At 70.1% G+C, this 22,132-nt stretch carries 14 protein-coding genes; 11 read left to right on the forward strand and 3 right to left on the reverse strand.

Annotation, left to right across the window (positions count from 1 at the left end; translation table 11 throughout):
• Positions 1 to 27: 27 nt before the first annotated feature.
• Together D187_RS03340 and D187_RS03345 are read right to left on the reverse strand one after the other, a co-directional pair.
• On the reverse strand, positions 28 to 531 hold the full coding sequence (locus D187_RS03340) for a YkgJ family cysteine cluster protein (RefSeq protein WP_002628863.1): 504 nt from the start codon (positions 529 to 531) through the stop codon (positions 28 to 30).
• 88 nt (positions 532 to 619) lie between these two features.
• Positions 620 to 1,984: a porin gene (locus tag D187_RS03345; RefSeq protein WP_002628862.1), complete on the reverse strand. Its 1,365-nt coding sequence runs from the start codon at positions 1,982 to 1,984 to the stop codon at positions 620 to 622.
• 233 nt (positions 1,985 to 2,217) lie between these two features.
• Here D187_RS03345 and D187_RS03350 point away from each other — a divergent pair, with 233 nt between their 5' ends.
• The 11 genes from D187_RS03350 (at position 2,218) to D187_RS03400 (ending at position 20,959) form a co-directional block, all read left to right on the forward strand.
• Positions 2,218 to 3,654 carry a glycosyl hydrolase family 18 protein gene (locus D187_RS03350; RefSeq protein ID WP_002628861.1) on the forward strand — a complete coding sequence of 479 codons (1,437 nt, stop codon included), beginning with the start codon at positions 2,218 to 2,220 and terminating at the stop codon, positions 3,652 to 3,654.
• Positions 3,655 to 3,714: 60 nt separating this feature from the next.
• Positions 3,715 to 5,400 carry a serine/threonine protein kinase gene (locus tag D187_RS03355; RefSeq protein ID WP_002628860.1) on the forward strand — a complete coding sequence of 562 codons (1,686 nt, stop codon included), beginning with the start codon at positions 3,715 to 3,717 and terminating at the stop codon, positions 5,398 to 5,400.
• An 87-nt stretch (positions 5,401 to 5,487) separates the two neighbouring features.
• Positions 5,488 to 7,161, forward strand: coding sequence for a DUF4215 domain-containing protein (locus tag D187_RS03360; RefSeq protein WP_002628859.1), 1,674 nt, complete (start codon positions 5,488 to 5,490; stop codon positions 7,159 to 7,161).
• A gap of 57 nt (positions 7,162 to 7,218) precedes the next feature.
• The gene (locus tag D187_RS03365) at positions 7,219 to 8,592 is read left to right on the forward strand and encodes a cytochrome P450 family protein (RefSeq protein ID WP_002628858.1); all 1,374 of its coding nucleotides are present in this window, start codon (positions 7,219 to 7,221) and stop codon (positions 8,590 to 8,592) included.
• A gap of 8 nt (positions 8,593 to 8,600) precedes the next feature.
• Positions 8,601 to 10,292, forward strand: coding sequence for a M28 family metallopeptidase (locus D187_RS03370; RefSeq protein ID WP_002628857.1), 1,692 nt, complete (start codon positions 8,601 to 8,603; stop codon positions 10,290 to 10,292).
• A gap of 151 nt (positions 10,293 to 10,443) precedes the next feature.
• Positions 10,444 to 15,732 carry a trifunctional serine/threonine-protein kinase/ATP-binding protein/sensor histidine kinase gene (locus D187_RS03375; protein ID WP_002628856.1) on the forward strand — a complete coding sequence of 1,763 codons (5,289 nt, stop codon included), beginning with the start codon at positions 10,444 to 10,446 and terminating at the stop codon, positions 15,730 to 15,732.
• An 88-nt stretch (positions 15,733 to 15,820) separates the two neighbouring features.
• A complete protein-coding gene (locus tag D187_RS03380) occupies positions 15,821 to 16,177 on the forward strand; it encodes a hypothetical protein (RefSeq protein ID WP_155893128.1) in 357 nt (118 codons plus the stop codon).
• A 141-nt stretch (positions 16,178 to 16,318) separates the two neighbouring features.
• Positions 16,319 to 18,391 carry a TonB-dependent receptor gene (locus D187_RS03385; protein ID WP_211241436.1) on the forward strand — a complete coding sequence of 691 codons (2,073 nt, stop codon included), beginning with the start codon at positions 16,319 to 16,321 and terminating at the stop codon, positions 18,389 to 18,391.
• Positions 18,388 to 19,149 carry a hypothetical protein gene (locus D187_RS03390; protein WP_002628853.1) on the forward strand — a complete coding sequence of 254 codons (762 nt, stop codon included), beginning with the start codon at positions 18,388 to 18,390 and terminating at the stop codon, positions 19,147 to 19,149. Before D187_RS03385 ends, D187_RS03390 begins: the two co-directional genes overlap by 4 nt.
• A complete protein-coding gene (locus tag D187_RS03395) occupies positions 19,146 to 19,973 on the forward strand; it encodes a hypothetical protein (RefSeq protein WP_002628852.1) in 828 nt (275 codons plus the stop codon). Before D187_RS03390 ends, D187_RS03395 begins: the two co-directional genes overlap by 4 nt.
• Positions 19,974 to 20,047: 74 nt before the next feature.
• The gene (locus D187_RS03400; RefSeq protein ID WP_002628851.1) at positions 20,048 to 20,959 is read left to right on the forward strand and encodes an ROK family protein; all 912 of its coding nucleotides are present in this window, start codon (positions 20,048 to 20,050) and stop codon (positions 20,957 to 20,959) included.
• A gap of 4 nt (positions 20,960 to 20,963) precedes the next feature.
• Here the strand turns inward: D187_RS03400 and D187_RS03405 are convergent, their stop codons facing one another.
• Positions 20,964 to 22,106, reverse strand: coding sequence for an ABC transporter substrate-binding protein (locus D187_RS03405; RefSeq protein WP_002628850.1), 1,143 nt, complete (start codon positions 22,104 to 22,106; stop codon positions 20,964 to 20,966).
• Positions 22,107 to 22,132 lie beyond the last annotated feature (26 nt).

Consider the following 22,132-nt stretch of genomic DNA (forward strand, 5'->3'; position numbering starts at 1 on the left):
ACCATGACGCGGGGTCGTGTGAGCGCCTCACCCTCCGGCGGGGGGCTCGAAGCGCCGCGGACCCCCGTGGAAGTGCTCATCCAGGAAGGCCTCGGCCCGCTCCCGGGCGGCGTTCGTGCTGGACGAGGACCCGTCCACGCCCCCCCAGGAGGCGAAGCGCGCGCGCTCCAGCACCGACGAGAACCGGTCCGGTTCGGGCTCCAGCCCCCGCTCCACTTCCGCGAGCAGGGCGTGCGCCCGCTCCACCACCGCGAGCGCCTCCTCGAGGGAGACCGTCTGGCGGGTCAGCGCGCCGAGCAACCGGCAGCCATAGCGGCGGCAGCCTTCCGGGCGGGCTCCGTAGACGGAACACTGGCGCGCGTGGAGGGCCGGACAGCATTGGCGAAGGGCGGGCGCGCCCCCCGCGAGCCGGACCACCTCGAGCCCGTGGCGCCGGGCCGCGTCGACCTCGGCGTGCTCGAGGGGCACGTGGCTGAAGAGGTTGCCGTCGCAGCACAGGCCACAGCGACGGCACAGGTCGGACGAGGACATGGGGCCTCCAGGCGTCGCGCCGCGGCGGGCATGCGCGTGCAGCGCATCTTGCGACGATTCCGGGGCCCCTGCACGCGCACCGCCCGGGTCAGTAGTTGACCTGGAGCTGGATGCGCGTCACGTCGCCGCGCTGCTGCTGGTAGGGCGCGCGGGACGAGGTGCGATCCGAGACCAGATACGCCGCCGTCACCTCGAGCGCCTTGAGGATCTGCCACTCCACGCCCATCTCCAGCTCGCGCACGTCGTAGCGGGGGGCGTTCGTCTCGAACTTCTTGCCACCCTCGTAGAGCGTGCCGCGGACGTAGGGGATGAGCGACACGCCAGCCACGTTGTCCAGCTTGTACATGAGCTGCGCGTAGCCGCCGCGCAGCGGGCGGCTGTCGATGGTGAAGTCCCCGAAACCGCCCGTGGAGGGCCCGCGGCCCACGTTGTACTCGGCCATGAAGCCAATCGGCTGCGGGTAGATGACCAGGCTCACGTTGGCGCGGGCATCCACGAGATCATTCTCCCCGCCGGCCAGCGCATACGGCGCCGACGCGCTCGGCGAGGCGGTGACGTTGAATCGGCCGTAATAGCCTCCCGCGCCGACCTCGACGAACTGCTTGCCGAAGAGGAAGGGCCAGGTCACGCGGCCCACCACATGCAGGTTGTCATTGCGCTCGGGCCGGTTGGCGGTCTGCCCGTTGTAGACCCCCAGGCCCACCACGCCGTAGTCGCCCGAGCCCTTCAGGTTGTTGTCGACCAGATCCTTGAAGCGCTTGCGAATCTCGCTCGGCGCCCAATAGAAGAAGATGCCCAGGTCGCGCTCGTCCTTGACGGCGCTGTTGATGGCGTCGTTGCGGTCGAAGGCCAGACGGTTCTGGCTCGACTGGAGGTTCTCGAAACCATACGGCACCTTGGACTGGCCCACGCGCAGCCGGAACTCCTTGGCCGAGTCCAGGAAGATGTCGGCGTACCAGTCGCGCAGGATGGCCACGTTGTACTGGTCCGAGATGACCGAGGCGAAGTCGGGTTGCAGGTAGATGGACACCCGCTCGTGCACGTCACCGAAGATGATGAGCCGCGCGCGCCGGATGCCAAAGCCGTTGTTCTTGCCCAGGAAACGGTCGCCCTGGTCGTTGATGAGATCCTCGTTGACGCGGAAGCTCGGCAGCCGGTTGTAGCGGAACTGCGTGTAGCCCCGGAGGCGGATCTTCTCGTACCAGTGGGTCTCCTTCTTGGGAGCCTCGGCGGGCGGCGTCACCGCGGCGGGCGGAGCGCTGGGGGCGGCCGGCTCGACATTCGTGGGCGTCGTGCTGGGAGAGGCCGGCTCGGGGTTCGCCGCCGGAGCGTCGGCGGCCGCCGGGGTCTCGGGGCTGCCGGTCTGCTGGGCCTGGGCCAGCGGAGACAGGAACAGCGTGGCACCAGGCAGCAGCGACAGGAGGACGGATCGGGAAGAAGCAGTGAGGTGCATGGCGGGGCTCGACACGCGGGCGGGAGAACCCCGGGCTCGCGTGTGGCGCACCCCGTACCCAATCGGCCGCACCCCGACAACAAAGGGCGGGGCCCGTCGCGAAAGTGTCACAGGGTCACGGCCCCGTGTCGCAAGTGTCACCCAGGCGTCACGAAATCAGGCCCCCGCCCCCGATTCTTTGACCCGAAATTCTGGGATTCGCTCTCTTTCAGGGCGTTCTCGAAGGAGCGGTCTTGCACAAAGCATTCGAACTCAGAAGTCTGGCGGTCGGAGCCCTTCTCACCACCCTGGTGGCCTGCGCGGGTCAGCCCGATCCCTCCGAGGTGCTGGACGAGCCCATGCGTTCCCAGGAGGCCAAAGCGCTCTCCACCCGGGTTGTCGGCTACTTCCCCACATGGCAGGGAGACGTCAACGCCATCCAGTACGACAAGCTCACCCACATCAACTACTCCTTCCTGTTGCCCACGGCGCAGGGCGGGCTGACGGGGTTGAGCAGCGGGGACGCGCGGCTGCGCTCGCTGGTGCAGGCGGCGCACGCCAAGGGCGTCAAGGTGCAGGTGGCGGTGGGCGGCTGGATGGATGGCAATGACGCGCCCTTCGAGCAGATGGCCGCCAACGCCTCGGCGCGCACCACCTTCGTCAACAACGTGCTGGCCTTCGTGGAGCAGGCCGGACTGGATGGCGTGGACATCGACTGGGAGTGGCCGGAGCCCGGCGCCTCGGCGCAGAACTTCGGCGCGCTGATGAACCAGCTCGGCACCGCGCTGCACGCGCGGGGCAAGATCCTCACCGCCGCGGTGCTCGCCACGGGCGGCGACGGCATCCCCACCTCGTCCTTCGCCGACGTGGACTTCCTGAACATCATGGCCTACGACATGGGCTATCCCCACTCGTCGTATGACATCGCCGTGCAGTCGATGAACTACTGGCTCGGCCGCGGGCTGCCCGCGAGCAAGGCGGTGCTGGGCGTGCCCTTCTACGGCAAGGACTCGGGGAACGGGGCCTATACCTACGCGCAGCTCGTCGCCATGGATCCCCAGGCCCCCAACAAGGACGTGGTCAACGGCATCTATTACAACGGCATCCCCACCATCAAGGCCAAGGCCCAGCTCGCGCTGCAGCGCGGCGGCGGCATCATGATCTGGGAGATCTCCCAGGACACCTCGGGCACGACGTCGCTGCTCAACGCCATCTCCCAGGTCGTCGGCGGCGGCACCACCAACCCGGCGCCGTCCGTGAACCTCACCTCCCCCGCCAACGGCACGACCTTCACGCCCGGCAGCACCATCACCGTGAGCGCCAACGCCTCGGACTCCAACGGCCGCGTCACCCAGGTGGTCTTCTACGCGGGTGCCCAGAAGCTGGGCACGGTCACCTCCGCGCCCTACAGCCTCGCCTGGCTCAACGTGGCGGCGGGCAGCTACACGCTGACGGCCGTGGCCACCGACGACGGCGGCGCGACCACCACCTCGGCGGCCGTCTCCATCACCGTCACCAGCGGCACCGGCGGCTCCTGCGCCGGCGTGGCCGCGTGGGACGCGACCAAGGTCTACGTGAAGGGAGACCAGGTCACCTCGGGCGGCAAGCTGTGGCGCGCCCAGTGGTGGACCCAGAACGAGGTCCCCACCCAGAGCGACTGGGGCGTCTGGGTGCTGGTCAGCAACTGCTGAGCGGCGCATGAGTCACCCGGAAGAGGGACTTCCGGGTGATATGGTCCGCGCGGAAATCCCATGAGCACCTCCGCCTCGGACGACATCCGCATTGGCAGCATCCTTCGCGACACCTACGAAATCGTGTCCCTGCTGGGCACCGGAGGCATGGGCAAGGTCTTCCTCGCCCGGCACCTGCGGCTGCCCGGCAAACAGGTGGCGGTGAAGGTCCTCCTCAGTGACGAGGAGGTGACGGCCGACCAGTACGCGCGCTTCCGCCGCGAAGCGGAGATCACCTCGCGGCTCGGGCACCCCAACATCGTCGGGGTGCTCGACTTCCACGGCCCGGAGGGAGAGGGCAGTGCCCCCTTCCTGGTGCTGGAGCACCTGAGCGGGGAGACCCTGTCCCGGCGGCTCAAGAAGGGCCCCCTGCCGCTGCCCGAGGCCCTCTTCGTCGCGCGGCAGATCGGCGCGGCGCTCCACGCGGCCCACCAGGCGGGCGTCATCCATCGCGACCTGAAGCCCGGCAACGTCTTCCTCGTGCCCACCGAGTCCTGGGACGTCGCCGACTACCAGGTGAAGCTGCTCGACTTCGGCATCTCCAAGCTCGTCTCGGCCCAGACGGTGCGCACGCAGGACGACGTGCTGATGGGCACCCCCCGGTACATGTCCCCCGAGCAGGCCCGGGGCCAGAACACCAAGGTGGACGCGCGCTCGGACCTCTTCGCGCTCGGCGTCATCGTCTACGAGATGCTCTCCGGCAAGTCGCCCTTCGCCGACGAGTCCGTGGTGGGCATCCTCTACCGCATCGTGAACGAGCCGGTGGACCCCCTCGCCGCCATCTGTCCGCACCTGCCCGCGTCCGTCTGCGCCGCGGTGGACAAGGCCCTGTCGAAGCAGCCCGGCGACCGTCAGCCGAGCATCGCGGCCTTCATCGAGGAGCTGACCGGCACGGCCCCCAGCCTCTCCTCGGCGCGGCCCGAGCCCCAGCCGGCCAGCCAGGACGTCCCCCTGACGCCCGTGAGCGCGGGGGTGGTCGCCGCCACGCCCGCGACCGTGCCCGGACGCAAGGCGCCCTCCGCCCAGGAGGCGGTCGCGACCGTGCGCCCCGGGGCGGTGCGGGCGGCGCCTGCCTCGGAGCTGGAGGCGCCCCCCTCGATGATGGAGGCCCCCCCACCCTCGATGGTGGGGCCCGCGCCCTCGCTCCCGGGTAGCGCGATGCCGCCGAAGTCCTCGCGGACCGTCCTCGTCGGCGCCGTCCTCGCGCTGCTCGTGGGAGCCGGGGGCGTCGTGGCGTTCCTGTCGCGTGGAACGCCTCCCGCCTCCCCTCCCGTGACGCGGTCCCCTCCGGAAGTCGCCACCACCACCGCCACCCCGCCTCCCGCGCCTCCGCCCGCCCAGGAGACGCCTCCCGCTCAGGAGACGCCTCCCGCCGAGACCCCCGAGCCCGCCTCCTCGGCCACCGCCCCCCAGCCCACCGCTCGTCCCGCGGCTCGGGCGCAGGCCCCCGAGGTCCTGCCCGCCGGTGTGCGCGAGACACTGGAGCAGGCGGAGCAGGCGTTGAAGGCGAACCAGGCCACCGAGGCCATCCGGCTCGCCCGCCTCAGCCAGCGCACGAAGGTCACCGGGGCGTCCTTCTCCCTGCTCACGCGCGCCCATTGCCAGCAAGGCGACCTCGCCAACGCCCGCGCGCAATGGAGCCGGGTGCCCACCGCTCAGCGCGCCCTCGTCCAGAAATACTGCAAACAACACGATATCGAGTTCTGACCTCGCATGTGCTCCGAAGGCGTACCCTCCGCGCCGGGAGTACGGATGCGTTGACACGCCCCTCCCCCACTTCCAGCATCCGTCTCCATGCGGAGTGACCTTCCTGGTGGAGTGCGATTCACGGGCCTCGTGCTCGTCTCTTTTCTCGTGTCGATGCTGGCCTCCGGCTGTGGGGGGGGTGGAGGGGGCGAATGTGGAGACGGGGCACGCCAGTCGGCGGAGTCCTGCGACGACGGCAACACGGCGGACGGCGACGGCTGCGCCGCGAGCTGTCGCGCGGTAGAGGAGGGCTGGGCATGCGACACGCCGGGCCAGGCCTGTGTCCGCACGACCTGTGGCAACGGCACCCGGGACAACACCGAGGCCTGTGACGATGGCAACACCACCGCGGGTGACGGCTGTGACACCCGCTGCCTGGTGGAAGAGGGCTGGAGCTGCACCGCGCAGGGGGATCGCTGCTTCGCCGCGACCTGTGGCGATCGCATCATCGCCGGGGACGAGGAGTGCGAGGACGGCAACGCCCTGCCTGGCGATGGCTGCGGCGCGACCTGCCGGCTGGAGTCCGGCTACAAGTGCCCGGCGGCCGGCGAGCCCTGCATCCGCACGGTCTGCGGGGATCGCGTCGTCGAGGGCACGGAGCAGTGCGACGACGGCAACAACAACCTGGGCGATGGCTGCTCGCCCCTGTGCACCACCGAGCCCCGGTGCTCCGGCGGCACCTGCGCGAGCAGCTGCGGGGACGGCGTCCTGTTGCCCAACGATCCGAAGGAGCAGTGCGATGACGGCAACACGCGCGCCAACGACGGCTGCTCGCCCACGTGCACGCTCGAGCCGGGCTTCAGCTGCCAGGCCGTCGACTCAGCCACGCCCGAGAAGGTGTCCATTCCCGTCGTCTACCGCGACTTCCGCGGCAATGATCTGACGAACCCGAAGGGCCACGCCGACTTCGAGAACGCCAATGGCGAGGAGCGCGGCATCTGTGGGCCGCTCTATTCGCCCCTGTCTCCGGACGGCAAGCCCGTGTACGCGAAGGAGGGCGCGACCAGCACCACCACCCATGGCCGGGCGGCGTTCGATCAATGGTACCGGGACGTCGAGGGCGTGAACCTGGCGGTGGCGGGCTCGCTGGAGCTGCTGAAGGACGCCACCAACGGCTCATACGTGTTCGACGACCAGAGCTTCTTCCCGCTCGACAACCTGGGCTGGGTCGCCCAGGGCAAGGAGCCCACGCGCAAGGACAACGGCGGGGTCTCTCACAACTTCAGCTTCACCAGCGAGGCCCGCTACTGGTTCGAGTACAAGGGCACCGAGGTGCTCACCTTCCGGGGGGATGATGACGTCTGGGTGTTCATCAACGGCCGGCTGGCGTTGGATCTCGGCGGTGTCCACGGAGCGGAGTCGGGCACCATCACCCTGAAGAACCAGGCCACCAACCTCGGCCTCCAGGTGGGCGGCATCTATGAGGCGGTGGTGTTCCAGGCCGAGCGCCACACCTCGGCCTCCTCGTACCAGCTCACGCTCACCAACTTCGTCACCCGCCGCACCCAGTGCACGCCCACCTGCGGCAATGGGACGGTGGACCCGGGCGAGGAGTGTGACGAGGGGGCGAGCAACGGCTCCGGTCAGTGCACCCGCGCGTGCGTGTTCGGTCCCCGCTGCGGCGACAACGTCGTCCAGCCCGAGGCCGGCGAGCAGTGCGACGACGGCAACACCGTCAGCGGCGACGGGTGCAGCGCCCTCTGCAAGGCGGAGATCAAGTAGGCCAGGGCACGGCGGCGCCTGGGCTATCGTTGCTCCCCGCTGACGAGGGAGGACACCATGGCGCCGAACCCGCTGGACGAGCAGCAGCAACAGACCCCTGCCCAGGCCCTGGCAGAGGCCCCCTTCGGGGGGCCCACGGTCCTGGACAAGGAGAGTCTGGAGTTCATGACCCGGGCCCATGCCGTCTACGCCGAGCTGCGCGACAAGGGCCCCGTCGTGCGTGTTCCCTCCGGGCTCGGCATCGTGGACCGGGCGAAGGCGGAGCGCGCCCCGACGAGCGGGTCCACCCCGGAGCAGTACTTCGTGACCCGGTACGACGCGGCCGTGTCCATCCTCATGGAGGAGCGGCTGTCGTCGGACGTGCTCAAGGCCATGCCCCCCGAGCAGCGCGCGCGCATGGAGGCCGCCCTGCCCGAGGAACTGCGCCCCATCGTGCGCAGCATCCTGGTGCTGGATCCCCCGGACCACACGCGGCTGCGCAAGCTCGTGCAGCCCAACTTCACCGCGCGCGCCATGGAGGCGCTCAGGCCCCGCATCCAGCGCATCGTGGAGGACCTGCTCGACAAGGCCGAGCGCGAGGCGGCCGCGCGCGGTGAGGTGGCCCCCGGACGGCGGTTGGACCTGGTCGAGTCCTTCGCCTACCCCCTGTCCATCACCGTCATCAGCGACATGCTCGGCATTCCCGTGGAGGAGCGCGAGACCGTCTATCCCTGGGCGGAGCGGCTCCTGCGGGCCAAGGGACCCGAGGGCATGATGGATGGAGAGACGCGCGCGGGCTTGAACGCCTTCGCGAACTACCTCGAGTCCCTCTTCGAGCGGAAGCGGCGGGCGCCCACCGAGGACATGATCAGCCAGATGGTCCAGGTCCAGGAGGACGGAGACATCCTCACCCCCCAGGAACTGCTGTCGATGGTGTTCATCCTCTTCTTCGCCGGGCACCTGACGACCGTCAACCTGATCGGCAACGGCGTCGTCGCGCTCTTGAGCCACCCCGAGCAGCACGCCCGCTTCCTCGCGGACCCCGCCGCCTGCGTCAAGGGCATGGTCGAGGAGACGCTGCGCTACTGGGGGCCGGTCGACTTCATCGGTGGCCCACGCATCGCGATGGAGGACCTCGACGTGGGGGGAACACGCGTGCCTCGCGGAGCGAAGGTGGCGGTGGGACTCGCCTCGGCCAACAGGGATCCCCGGCGCTTCGCCCACCCGGACGCGTTCGACATCTCGCGGCCCGATGCCCACCGGCACATCGCCTTCGGCAAGGGCATCCACGTCTGCATCGGAGCCCCCCTGGCGCGGCTCGAGGCCGAGCTGGCCTTCGAGACCCTGTTCCGCCGATGGCCGGAGCTGCGGCTGGCCGACCCCGCCGGACAGCTCGAACTCAGCATGGGGGCCGCTCTGCGCGGCTTCAAAAGGATCCCGGTCGTGTTTTAAGTGCGGCCATGACCTTCTGGAGAGTCTCGAGACACGCTTCACGCTCCCCCCTCCTCGCCGCGCTCGCCCTGCTGCTGGGCGCGAGGGAGGGCCGTGCGGAGGAGCCGGTGACGATCGATCCGGCGCGGCTGTCGGAGATCACCAAGACGCTCGCCTCGGACGAGTTCGCGGGCCGGGCACCGGGAGGGCCCGGCGAGGCCAGGACCGTCGAGTACCTCATCCGCCAGTTCAAGGAGGCGGGCCTGGAGCCCGCTGGCGAGAAGGGCGGTTGGACGCAGAAGGTCCCCCTGGTCCGCTTCCAGGTGCGGGAGGACGCCACCGTGAACCTGTTCGCCGGGGGCGAAGCAACGCCGCTGCGCCAGGGCCAGGAGGTGGTGGTCAACACGCTGCGCCCGGTGAGCCGCGTGAAGATCGACAAGGCCCCGCTGGTGTTCGTGGGCTACGGCGTCTCCGCGCCCGAGCGGAGATGGGATGACTTCAAGGGCGTCGACTTGCGCGGGAAGATCGCCGTCTTCCTCATCAACGACCCCGACTTCGAGGCGCGCGAGGGAGAGCCCGTCAGCGGCAAATTCGGCGGCCGGGCGGCCACGTACTACGCCCGCTGGACCTACAAGTACGAGGAGGCGGCCCGGCGGGGCGCGCTCGGAGCGTTGATCATCCACGAGACCCCGGGCGCGGGCTATGGCTGGTCCACGGTCCAGGCGGGCCACGGAGAGACCTACGACATCGTCCGGGCCCAACCCGCCCGGGAGAAGGTGCTGATGCAGGGGTGGCTCCACCGCGACGCCGCCACCGCGCTGTTCACGCGCGCGGGGTTGGACCTGGAGCAGCTCGAGAACGAGGCACGCACCGCGGACTTCAAGCCCATCCCGCTCGCGGGCGCCCACCTGAGCTGCGACTACCGCGTGACCCACGCGCGCGCCGACAGCCACAACGTGCTGGGCAAACTGCCCGGCAAGCAGCGCCCCCGCGAGGCCATCATGTACGGCGCCCACTGGGACGCCTACGGCATCGGTCCGGCCGATGCCTCCGGCGATACGGTGCGCCATGGCGCCGTGGATGACGCCATCGGGCTGGCCGGCATGATCGAGATCGCGCGCGCGTTCCAGCGCGAACCGAGGCCCGCGCGCACGGTCCTCTTCGCCGCCTGGACCGCCGAGGAGCGGGGCCTGCTCGGCTCGGAGTACTACGCCGCGCATCCGCTCCAGCCCCTCGCCACCCTGGCGGCGAACCTGACCATGGACGTGCTGCAGACCGCCGGGCCCGCCCGCGACGTCGTGCTCGTCGGCCATGGGCAGAACGAGCTCGAGGACGACCTCGCCCGGGCCGCCGCGAAACAGGGCCGCACCGTCACCCCCGATGCGAAACCCGAGCGGGGCCTGTTCTACCGCGCGGACCATTTCTCCCTGGCCCGGCGCGGCGTGCCGGTGCTCCTGCTGATGGGGTTGGGCGGCGGCCACGATCTGGTGGAAGGCGGCCGGGAGGCCGGCGACAAATGGGTCGCGGACTACACCGCGCGCTGCTACCACCAACCCTGCGATGCCTGGAGCGCCAACTGGGATCTGCGCGGCGCCGCCCAGGACGTGCAGTTGCTGCATGACATCGGCCGGGAGCTGGCCACGTCCAATCGCTGGCCCCAGTGGAAGCCCGGCTCGGAGTTCAAGAGCGTCCGCGACCGCTCGGCGTCCGCCCGCAGGTGAAACCAGCGCCCTGGGGTGGAACACACCCGTTCCACACTCTCAGCATTTGAGCGGACAGGCTCTCGGTCCCTGGTAGTCGATCCCCTGGAGTCGAGGGGGGGATCGGCCGACGAGAGAGGGTCCGGAGTTGTTCTATGATCGGTGGGTCCCCATGCTTCAGTTCCCTGGCTACTCCCTGCTTGGACTCCTGCAGTCCACCTCTTCCAACCTCCTGTACCGTGCATTGCGCGAGGTGGATGGCCAGCCCGTCATCCTGAAGACCCCCCGTTCCGACTTCCCGGGTGCCCGCGAGCGCGCCCACCTCCAGCACGAGTACACGCTGCTGCAGCGGCTGCGGAACACGCCCGGTGTCGTCCAGGTGCACGCCTATGAGTTGCTCCAGGAGCGACCCGTGCTCGTCCTCGGCAACGAGGGCGGCACCTCGCTCTCCGAGCACCTGGACCGACCCTTCCCTCTCAAGCGCTTCCTGCCCATCGCCCTGGACCTGTGCACCACCCTGGCCGAGGTGCACCGCCGGGGCGTCATCCACAAGGACATCAAGCCCGGCAACATCCTCCTGTCCGCGTCCGGGCAGCCCTGGCTCATCGACTTCGGCATCTCCACCCTCCAGCGAACGCAGCACGTGGAGGCGGCCCCGGCCCCGCTCGTGGAGGGCACGCCGGCCTACATGTCTCCGGAGCAGACGGGGCGGATGAACCGGGCGCTGGACTACCGCACCGACCTCTATTCCCTGGGCATCACCTTCTACCAGTTGCTCACGGGGCGTCTGCCTTTCACGGGCAGGGATTTGCTGGAGTGGTTTCACGCCCACCTGGCCCAGGCCCCCGTGCCCCCGCACCAGATGGTGCCCGGCCTGCCACCAGCCCTCTCCGCGCTGGTGATGAAGCTTTTGTCCAAGCGCGCCGAGGATCGCTACCAGGGAGCGGAGGGCCTGCGCTTCGACCTGGAGCGCATCCAGAACGGAGAGCGGGACTTCCCCCTGGGGCAGAAGGACGTGCCCGCGCGCTTCCTGCTGCCGCAGCGGTTGTATGGCCGGCATGCCGAGGTGGCGACGCTGCTGGAGGCGTTCGAGCGCGTGGCCCGGACGGGCCGACCGGAGTGGGTGCTGGTGCGCGGCTACTCGGGCATCGGCAAGTCCTCCGTCGTGAAGGAGCTGCACCAGCCAGTCCTCCGCAGCCGAGGCTTCTTCCTCCGGGGCAAGTTCGAGCAATACCAACGGGACAAGCCCTACGCCCCCCTGGTGCAGGCCCTGCGGGGCCTCATCCAACACCTGCTGGCCGGCAGTGACGCGGAGCTGGCCGCCTGGCGCCAACGCCTGCTGGAGGCCCTGGAAGGACAGGGCGAGGTGTTGCTGGAGATGGTGCCCCAGTTGGAGCTCGTCCTGGGCAGACAGCCCGCCGTGGAGGACCTGCCGCTCGAGGCGGCCCAGCACCGCGTCCACCACCTCTTCCAGCGCCTGCTGAGCGTCTTCGCCACGGGGGAGCACCCCCTCGTCCTCTTCCTGGACGACTTGCAGTGGGCGGACGCCCCCTGCCTCGCGTTCATCCAATACCTGATGACCCACCCGGACACGCCCCCCGTGCTGTGGGTGGGGGCCTACCGGGACAACGAGGTGAATCCCACGCATCCGCTCCTGTTGACGCTCGCCACGGCGCGCAAGGAGGGGACGCGGTTCTCGGAGATCCACCTGGGAGCCTTGTCGCTCGAGCAGACGCACCAGCTCGTGGCGGATGCCCTGCCCGGGGCCCAGGAGGACATGGTGCGGCCCCTGTCCGCGCTGGTGTGGGAGAAGACGGCGGGCAACCCCTTCTTCCTGTTGCAGCTGTTGCAGACCCTCCACCAGGAAGAGCTGGTGACGCGCGCGCCCGAGGGTGGCTGGCGCTGGAACGAAGCGGGCGTGAAGGCGTGTGGCTACGCGGACAACGTGGTGGACTTCATGGCGGACCGGCTGCGCCAGTTGCCACCGGACACGCAGCACCTGCTCCAACTGGCCGCGGGCGTGGGCAGCTCCTTTCCGCTCTCCCTCCTCGCCCTGCTGTCCGAGCGGGAGGCCCCCGACGTGGAGCGCTGTCTGGAGCCGGCCCTGATGGAGGGGCTGGTGGTCCAGGCCGGTCCCCTAGAGCTGAGGTTCCTGCATGACCGCATCCAACAAGCCGCCCATGGCCTCACCCCCAAGGAGCAACGCGCGCACCTGCACCTGCGCATCGGCCGCCTGCTGCTGCGGGGCCTGTCCCCCGAGGAGCTCGAGGAGCGCCTCTTCGACGTGGTGTCCCAGCTCAACGCGGGCGTGAAGTTGCTGGACGACGTCGAGGAGCGTACGCGGCTGGCGCACCTCAATGCCCGGGCGGGCTTCCGGGCCAGGAACTCCACGGCCCATCAATCCGCCGTGGGCTATCTCGACCTGGCCTTCTCCCTGCTGCCCGGAGATCCGTGGGAGACCCACCCCGAGCTGGCCTTCAACCTGCGCCTGGCCCACGCCTCCAGCGAGATGGTGCTGGGCCATTCCTCCCAGGCCATCCAGTTGGTGGACGAGGCGTCACGCCATGCCCGGACGCGCCTCGACACCATCTCCGCGTACATCATCAAGAGCCGCCTCCTGCTGCTCATGGGCGACGCCCAGGCCAGTCTGCGCAACCTCCTGGAGTGTCTGGAGAAGTTTGGACTCCTGCTGCCGCTCGACCCTTCCGCCGAGGAGCTGAACGCCGCGGAAGCGGAGCTGGAAGGATTGCTGGAGCGGCACTCCGTCGAGAGCCTGCTCGACCTGCCCGCCATGACGGATCCCGACGTGACGGCGACCCTGAATGCCTTGGCGAGCCTGTGCACCCTGGCGCTGTTCACCAGGCCCAGCCTGGCCACCATCGCCGCCCTGCGCGCCGTGGTCCTGAGCATCCACCATGGCAACGCGGAAGCCTCGGCGAACGGCTATGTCCTCTGCGCGACCTGGTATTGCATCGTCCGCCGACAATACGAGAAGGCCCATGCCCTCGGCAAACTCGCCCACGAGCTGAGCGAGCGCCATCCCACGTCCATCTACCGTGGCCGGGTCCTCGCCTTCTACGCCGCCCTCGCCTGTCTTCGCGAGCCCTTCTCCCAGACCCACAAGTACTGCCTCGCGGCCTTCGAGTATGCGCTCCGGTTGGGGGACTCTCCGGCCGCCTGCGTTCACGGCTTCTCCATCAGCCGCACCCTCCTGGTCGAGGGCCGTGAGCTCTCCGAGACGCACCAGGAGATCCAGGCGTTCGTCGAGTACTCGCGCAAGTCCAACTTCCGGCTCTTCGAACTCCTGACGCGCTATTACGAAAGGCTCGTGCAGCAACTGCGAGGGCTCACGCCCTCCTTCTCTTCTCCAGATGGAGACGGGTTCGATGAAGCGAGCGCCGAGGCGGTGATCGTCGGCGGCCGCTCGGCGCAGCACTACAACATGTTTCTCTTCATCAAGCTCCAGTCCCGCTACATGTGTGGCGACTACGAGCAGGCGCGCCAGGCGCGCGCCCTCGCCACTCCGGAGGCGCGCCGGGTCCCCGGAGATACCGCGGCGTTCGCCTACCATCTCTACGGAGCGCTCACCCTCGCCGCCTGCTACCGCAACGCCTCCGCCGAGGAGAAACGGGAGTTCCTCGCCGACATCGAGGCCCACCGCCAACAGCTCGCGGGTTGGGCCAGCGGCTGCCCGGCGAACTTCGTCGCCGCCAAGCGGCTGGTGGCCGCCGAGCTGGCCCGGCTCTCCGGCCACACCGAGCAGGCCCTGCGCGCCTACGAAGCCTCCCTGTCCGCCGCGCGCGAATACGGTTCGAACCACCTCGTGGGCCTCATCTGCGAGCTGGCCGCCCGCTATTGCAAGGACCTGGGCCTGCCCTCGCTCACGACCGCCTACATCCGTCAGGCCCACGAGGGCTACATCCAGTGGGGCGCCCATGGAAAGGCCCGCCAACTGGAGGAGCAGTGGCCCCAGCTCCTCGTCGTCGACTCCCGGCAGGACACCACCACCACGGGGACGGGCGTGCAGCGCATCGACGCGCTCGCCGTCATCAAGGCCCAGCAGGCCATCTCCAGTGAGATCGTCCTCGAGCGGCTGGTGGCCACGCTCATGAGCGTCGCCCTGGAGAGCGCCGGAGCACAACGCGGCGCCTTCCTCCTGCTCCAGGACGACGCGCTCCATGTCGTGGCGCTCCAGCCCTCGTCGGAGCGCCAGGGCGAGGCCCCCCAGCCCCACGAGCTGCCCCTGTCCCTCCTGGCCTACGTGCGCCGCAGCGGCGAGCACGTCCTGCTCGACGACACCACCCAACCCCACCCCTTCTCCTCCGACGTCTACTTCTCCTCGTCCTCCGTCCGCTCCGTGCTGTGCCTGCCCGTGCGCCGCCAGGACACCCTCCAGGGCCTGCTCTACCTGGAGAACTCCCTCTCCTCCGAGACCTTCTCCCACGGCCGGCTCTCGCTCCTGGAGCACCTCGCCTCGCAGGCGGCCATCTCCATCGAGAATGCCTGCCTCTACGCGAACGTGCGCGAGGCAGAGACAGCCCTGCGCCGCGCCAACGAGGAGCTGGAGGCGCGCGTCCAGCAGCGCACCCACGAGCTGCGGCAGGCCCAGGCCCGGCTGGTGGAGACGGCGCGCCGGGTGGGCATGGCGGAAGTCGCCTCCAGCGTCCTGCATGACGTGGGCAACGCCCTCACCAGCATCGTCGTGGACACCGCGCTCATGCGCGGCGCCGCGGCCACCTCCCGCGTGAGCCGCTTCCGGCAGGCCACCGCCCTGCTGGAGGACAACCGCTCCCAGCTCGCGGAGTTCCTCACCCAGGATGACCGCGGCCGCCACATGGTGGACTACCTCATCCGCCTGTCCGAGGAGCTGGAGCAGGAACACACCTCGCTCTCCAAGAACCTGGAGGCGCTGGACTCCAACGTGGCGCGGGTACGCTCCATCGTGGAGAGCCAGCAGGCGCATGCCACCTCCACCCTGTTGATGGAGGAGTGTGACCTGGGCGAGTTGGTGGACGAGGCCCTGCGCCTGCAACAGGGCGCCCTGTTCCAGGCGGGCATCACCGTCTCCCAGGAGGTGCCAGCGCTTCCGCCCGTGAAGACAGACAAGCACAAGGTGCTCACCATCCTCATCAACCTGCTCAGCAACGCGCGTCAGGCCATGGAGGCCCACCCCCAGGAGGAGCCCCACCTCACCGTCCGCGCGACGCTCGAGGACGGCTGGGTGCGCCTGCAAGTGGTGGACACGGGGGTGGGCATCGCCCCGGACATCCGCGAGCACCTCTTCACCCAGGGCTTCACCACCCGCGCCGAGGGCCATGGCATCGGCCTGCACTCCAGCGCGCTCGCCGCGCAGCTCATGGGCGGCCGCCTCACCCTGGACAGCGAGGGGCTCGGCCACGGCACCACCGCGACCCTGCTCATTCCCTTTCATACCCGGCGCGCCGTGGCGGCCCAGCGATGAACTCGGCGCAAGAGCGCCTTGCACCCGGCGTGGAACAGGGATAGGGAGGCGCTCCCCCCGCCCCCTTGCCGTCGGAGCCCGCCCCCCCGTGTTGGACCCCCGAGACCGCCGAGACCTGGCATGCCTGGGCCTGGTGGTCCTGGTGTACGGGCTCGCGTTGGCGCCGGTGCTCCACGCGACGGTGGGCCATGGCCACTCCCATTCCCGGCGCCAGGCCCCCGCGGCCCTGGAGGCGCGCGGCCACGAGCGGCAACCCGTCCTGGGCGCCGTGCAACACCAGCACCCGGTGGGCTCCGTGGAGCACCTGCTCGCGCTGGCCGTGGCCCGCGTGGAGATACGCGCCCCCGCGGTCCGCTGGACGCCCCTGCGGTGGGAAGTCTCCCGGGGGCCCTTGTCGCTGCCAGGTGAGCCACTCCGCCCGACGGCGATGCCGCAAGGCCCCTAGTCCCGGCCCCCCTTTCTGAAGTCAGTCACAAGCGTGCGCCCCGCGAAGGCGGGAGCGTCAGGCATTGGTCTGTCCGAGCCCCCCGTGATTCCACTCTGTCTGTTGCTCTGTGCCTCCCTGTCCCCCTGGGACGGTGGAGGAATGGAAGACGTCCCACCCTTGTCCGAGGAGCGGCGCGAAGAGGCGCCAGCTCCGCCCATCGAAGCGCCTCTCGAAGAGCCTCCCCCCGAGGAGACGCCGCCCCCGCCCGCCGCGAACACCACGGTGCGCGCGGCGCGGCCGGCGCATGGCGCGTCCGAGCTCACGATCGACCGGGAGGTGATGGACGCGGCGCCCCGCAGGGGCGCGGTGGACGTGCTGCGGCTGGTGCCGGGGCTCGTCGCCTCGCGGCATGGCGGCGAGGGCAAGGCCCAGCAGCTCTTCCTGCGCGGCTTCGACGCGCTCCACGGACAGGACGTGGAGCTGAACGTGGGGGGCCTGCCCGTCAACGAGGTGAGCCACATCCACGCGCTGGGCTACGCGGACATGAACTTCATCATCCCCGAGGTGGTGCGCGAGCTCCGGGTGACGGAGGGCTCCTACCGGGCCGCCCAGGGAGACTTCGCGGTGGCGGGCACGGTGCGGCTGGAGCTGGGGCTCGAGGAGCCCGGCGTGCTGCTGTCGGGGAGCCTGGGCCAGTACGGCCAGCACCGGGTGGTGGCCGCCTTCCGCCCGGGAGATGACGCGGAGACCTTCGCCGCGGTGGAGCTGGGCGAGGGCCAGGGCTTCGGACCGGGGCGGACCTTCGGACGGGCCTCCCTGCTCGCCCAGGCGGTGACGAGCGTGGAGACGGGCGCGGGCCGAATGCGGCTGCGAGCGCTCGCGGGCAGCTACACCACGCGCTTCGACTCCCCCGGCGTCGTGCGCGAGGACGACCTGCTCTCGGGCAAGAGCGGCTTCTTCGACGCCCCCTTCGCCCGGCAGGGTGGCGCGGCGACCCGGCACCAATTGCTGCTCGGCATGGAGCTGCCGCGGCAGGGCACGGCGCGCACGCTGCTGGAGGTCTTCGGTCTGCTGACGGATCTGCGCCTGCGCAACAACTTCACCGGCTTCCGGGTGGACGCGCGCGGGGACGGGCTGGAGCAGACGCATGACGCGCGGACGCTGGGCGTGCGCGCGGAACACCGGCGGCACGTCGAGGTGCTCGGCGAGGACGTGGCGCTGGAGCTGGGCCTGGGCGCCCGGAGGGATGGCGCCACCCAGACCCAGCGCCGCTACCGGGAGACGGACGGCACCTTCTTCGCCAACGAGGTGGACGCGCAGTTCGTGCAGACGAACGCGTGGGGCTACGCGGAGGCGCGGCTCGTCCTGGGCGCCTGGAGCCTGATGCTCGGCGGCCGGGCGGACGCGTTGGGCGTGGAGGTGTTCGACACCCTCGCCTTCCAGGATCCCCGCTACACCGACGGCCAGGGCTACTCCCGCGGGGCCTTCGGCACGCACCTGGGCGCGAAGGCGGGGCTCGAGCTCGCCCTCGCCGAGTACTGGCGGCTGTTCGCCAACTACGGAGACGGCTTCCGCTCCCCGCAGGCCCGGAGCCTGTCGGAGGGCGAGCGCACCCCCTTCGTCTCGGTCCGCAGCGCGGAGCTGGGCGCCCGGCGGGAGGGAGAGCGGGTGGCGGCGCAGCTCAGCCTGTTCGGCTCGCAGGTGGAGGATGACGTCTTCTTCGACCACACGGTGGGCACCACGTCCTTCACCGGCGAGACGGTACGCGCGGGGCTGTCGGCGGCGCTCCAGGCCCGCCCCCTTCCCGGAGTGCTCGCCGCGCTGAGCGCGACGGTGGCGCACGCGCGGGTGCTCGCGACGAACACCTTGCTGCCCTACTTCGCGCCCCTGGTGGCCCGGGGCGACTTGGGCTGGAACCGGACCGTGTCCGTAGGGGGACAGCCCCTGGCGCTCACCGCGGGACTCGGCATGACGCTCCTCGGGCCCAAGCCCCTGCCCTTCGACGAATACAGCCGCACGGTGTTCCTCGCGGACGTGCTCCTGGGCGCGCGGCTGCGCGGCGTGGCCCTGCGGCTCGAGGTGCAGAACGTCCTGGATGCGCGGTGGCGCGACGGCGAGTTCGTGTACGGCTCGCGCTTCGATCCCCAGGCGCCCGCGAGTCTCGTCCCCAGCCGACATTTCACCGCGGGGCCGCCACGAACGGCCTCGCTCACCCTGGAGGTCCATCTGTGAAACGCGTGTCCCTTCCCCATGCGCTGCTCCTGCTCGTGTTCCTGGCGAGCTGTGGCACGGGAGCCCAACGGCGCACCTTCCCCGTGGAGATGACGCTCCAACCGATGACGGGCCCGAACGAGCGGGGCTGGACGGTGACCCCGGAGGCCCTCCATGTCTCCGTGGGCCCCGTGCGCTTCTACGAGGGGCACGTGCTGCTCTCCCGCCGCGCGCCCCGCTTCGATCCCTTCCTCTTGCTGGGCGGCACGGCCTGGGCCCACCCGGGGCACTACCTCCCCGGCGACGCAATGGGCGAGGTCCTGAGCACCACGGTGGTGGACCTGCTGGCGGCCTCTCCCACGGTGCTCGGCGCGGCCAACGCGGTGACGGGAGACTACGGCTCCATGGAGCTGACGCTGCCGGTTCCCCCGGCGACGGGTGACGCGCAGGCGCCCCTGGGAGGCCACGCGGTGCGCGTGCGCGGCACGGCGACGCACACGGATGGACGGCGGGTGCGCTTCGACGCGGCCCTGGACCTGCCCAAGCCCATCGAGGGCATCCGCTTCGAGCGGGCACTGGCCGAGGAGGTGGGCCGGGTGCGCATCACCGTCGACTTGAACACGTGGTTGGGCCGGATCGACTTCGCCACGGTGTCCCCCACGGATGCCGGAGGCGTGTCCACGTTCCCCGCCGGTAGCCAGGCGATGAACGCCCTGGTGCGAGGCGTGGAGGACACGGGTGCCTACGTCGTGACGTGGGTGGAAGGAGCAACGCAATGAAGAAGCTGATGCTGGGATTGGGCTTGCTGGGGCTGGCGTCGTGCGGTGGGGGCTCGGGAGACCTGACCATCACCACCTACGGGGAGGACTACATCGAGAAGGAAATCCCCGCGACGGCGTTCGCGGACGGCTGGTCGGTGAAGTTCTCCAAGTTCCTGGTCACCGTCGGCGAGGTGAAGGTGGCCTCCCACGATGGAAAGGTGGCCGCGGAGTCCATGGGGGCCAGGGTCTTCGACGTGCACAAGCCCGGCCCCGTGACGGTGCAGAGCTTCACCGGACTGCCGGCGGCGGACTGGGACACGGTGAGCTATGCCATCGCCCCGTCGACGAGCGCGGAGGCGGGCAACGCGAGCGCCGAGGACGTGGAGCTGATGAAGACGAACGGCTGGTCCGTGTTCGTGGAGGGCGTGGCGACGAAAGGGACGGAGACGAAGCGGTTCGGGTGGGGTTTCCCGACCAACACGCTCTACGAGAAGTGCGAGCACCCGGACCTCGGCGCGGGCGTGACCGTGCCCAACGGCGGTGAGGAGATGTTGCAGTTCACCATCCACGGGGACCACCTGTTCTTCGATGACCTCCAGTCGTCGGACGCGAAGATGCGCTTCGACGCGCTCGCCGCCGCCGACAAGGTGGGCATCATCGGCGCGGACGGGCAGATCACCCTCGAGGAGCTGGCGCAGGTGGACCTGACGCAACTGCCCCCGGACCAGTACAACACCGGCGGTGCCTCGAAGGTGCGCAACCTGCGCGACTTCGTCACCGCCCTGGTCCGCACGGTGGGTCACTACCGAGGCCAGGGCGAGTGCGCGCCGCGCGTGCGCTGAACGCCCGGGGCCACCTCCCTGTGGAATGCCGCCCCCTCACGAGGTAGAGGGGGAGGCGTGACCAGGAGGTCGCCGTGAAGACACTGTTGGGTGGCATCGAGGCGGGAGGCACCAAGTTCGTATGCGCCGTGGGGACGGGCCCGGACGACATCCGGGCGCTCGTGCGCATCCCCACCACGACCCCCGAGGCCACTATCGGCCAGGCCCTGGCCTTCTTCCAGGAGCAGACGCGCCAGCACGGCCCCCTGGCCGCCCTGGGCATCGCGTCCTTCGGCCCGGTGGAACTGCATCCGGACTCGCCGGCGTACGGCTTCATCACCTCCACGCCCAAGCCGGGCTGGAGGAACGCCGACCTGGCCGGTCCATTCCGCCGTGCCCTGGACATCCCCGTCGGCTTCGACACCGACGTGAATGGCGCGGCCCTGGGCGAGAAACAGTGGGGCGCGGCCCAGGGGCTCGACACGTTCATCTACCTCACCGTCGGCACGGGCATTGGCGGAGGAGCGCTCATCAACGGCCGGTTGTTGCACGGCCTGCTCCATCCGGAGATGGGCCACTTCCGCCCGCCCCGCGACGCGAAGGCGGATCCCTTCCCTGGCTGCTGCCCCTACCATGGCGACTGCTTCGAGGGGCTCGCGTCCGGTCCCGCCCTGGAGAAGCGCTGGGGCCAGCCCGCCGAGTCCCTGCCTCCGGAGCACCCGGCCTGGGCGCTCGAGGCGCACTACATCGCGCAGGCCCTCGCCAACTACGTCTGCGTCCTCTCCCCCCAGCGCCTCATCCTCGGCGGAGGGGTGATGGCCCAGGGGCACCTCTTCCCGCGGGTGCGCGCCGAGGTGCTCCGCCTGCTCAACGGCTACATCCAGGCGCCTGCCCTGCTCGAGCACCTGGACTCGTACATCGTGCCCCCGGGGCTGGGAGACCGCGCCGGGGTGCTGGGCGCCCTCGCCCTCGCCCTGGACGCGGCGCGTCCGGGGCGGGGCGGCTGAAGCCTCAGGGCTGGAGCTGCGCGGACGCGCAGGCGGCCGCGTAGGCGCCCTCGCAGATCTGCGCGGGCGTCCAGAAGCCGTCGGCGACGACGGTGCTCTTCACGTTGTCCTTGGTGACGACCTGGGCGGGCAGGAGGATGGACGGCACGTCCTTCATGCCGTTGTTCACCTTGCCATTGATCCGGCCCGCCGGGGGCTGGCCCGTGCGCAGCAGCGCCACGGCGACCTCGGCGGCGATCTCTCCCTCCGTCTTGATGGCCTTGTAGACGGTCATGTACTGATCGCCGGTGAGGATGCGCTGGATGGCGGCCAGTTCCGCGTCCTGGCCGGTGACGGGCGGCAGCGGATTGAGGCCCGCCGCCTTCATCGCCGCGATGGCGCCGCCGGCCGTTCCATCATTGGCCGCGTACACGCCCGCGATGTTCTCCTTGCCGAGCCGGGTGATGGCCTGCTCCATCTGCTGCTGCGCCTTGTCCGGGCTCCAGTCCGGGGTGTCGTACTCGGCGCCGACCTTCAGGCCGCTGCCGTCGATGACGCTGTGCGAGCCCTTCTTGTAGAGCGTCGCGTTGTTGTCCGTGGGCGAGCCGTGGATCATCACGATGGAGCCCGAGCCCTTGCCGTCCGCCTTCAGCTTGTCCGCCAGGGCCTGACCCTGGAGCTTGCCCACCTGCTCGTTGTCGAAGGAGATGTAGTAGTCCACGTCCGCGTTGAGGATGAGGCGCTCGTAGCTGAGCACCGCCACCTTCGACTGACGGGCGCGCGCGACGATGGCCGCCGAGGAGGCCGAGTCCACCGGATCCAACACGAGCACCTTCGCCCCGTTGGTCAGGGCCGCCTCGGCCTGGTTCTGCTGCTTGGCGGCGTCCTGGTCGGCGTTGCTGTAGAGGATCTCGCAGTCCGGACACAGCTCGCGCACCTTGCGCTCGAAGTGCGGACGGTCATGGGTCTCATAGCGCGCCGTCTTCGACTCGGGCAGCAGCAGGGCGATCTTCCCGCCCGAGGCCGCGGCGGCGGGAGCTTCGCCCTCTTTCTGGGCCGTGGCGGGAGTGCCCTTGGCCTCCGGGTTGTCGCGCTTGCAGGCGGGGGCCACGAGCAACAGCGCGGCGAGCATTCCGGCGGTGCGAATCGGGGACGACGATGAATGCATGTGCATCCGTCCTTCTTCAGAGGAGA

This window comes from Cystobacter fuscus DSM 2262 (genome assembly GCF_000335475.2).
Lineage (GTDB): Bacteria > Myxococcota > Myxococcia > Myxococcales > Myxococcaceae > Cystobacter > Cystobacter fuscus.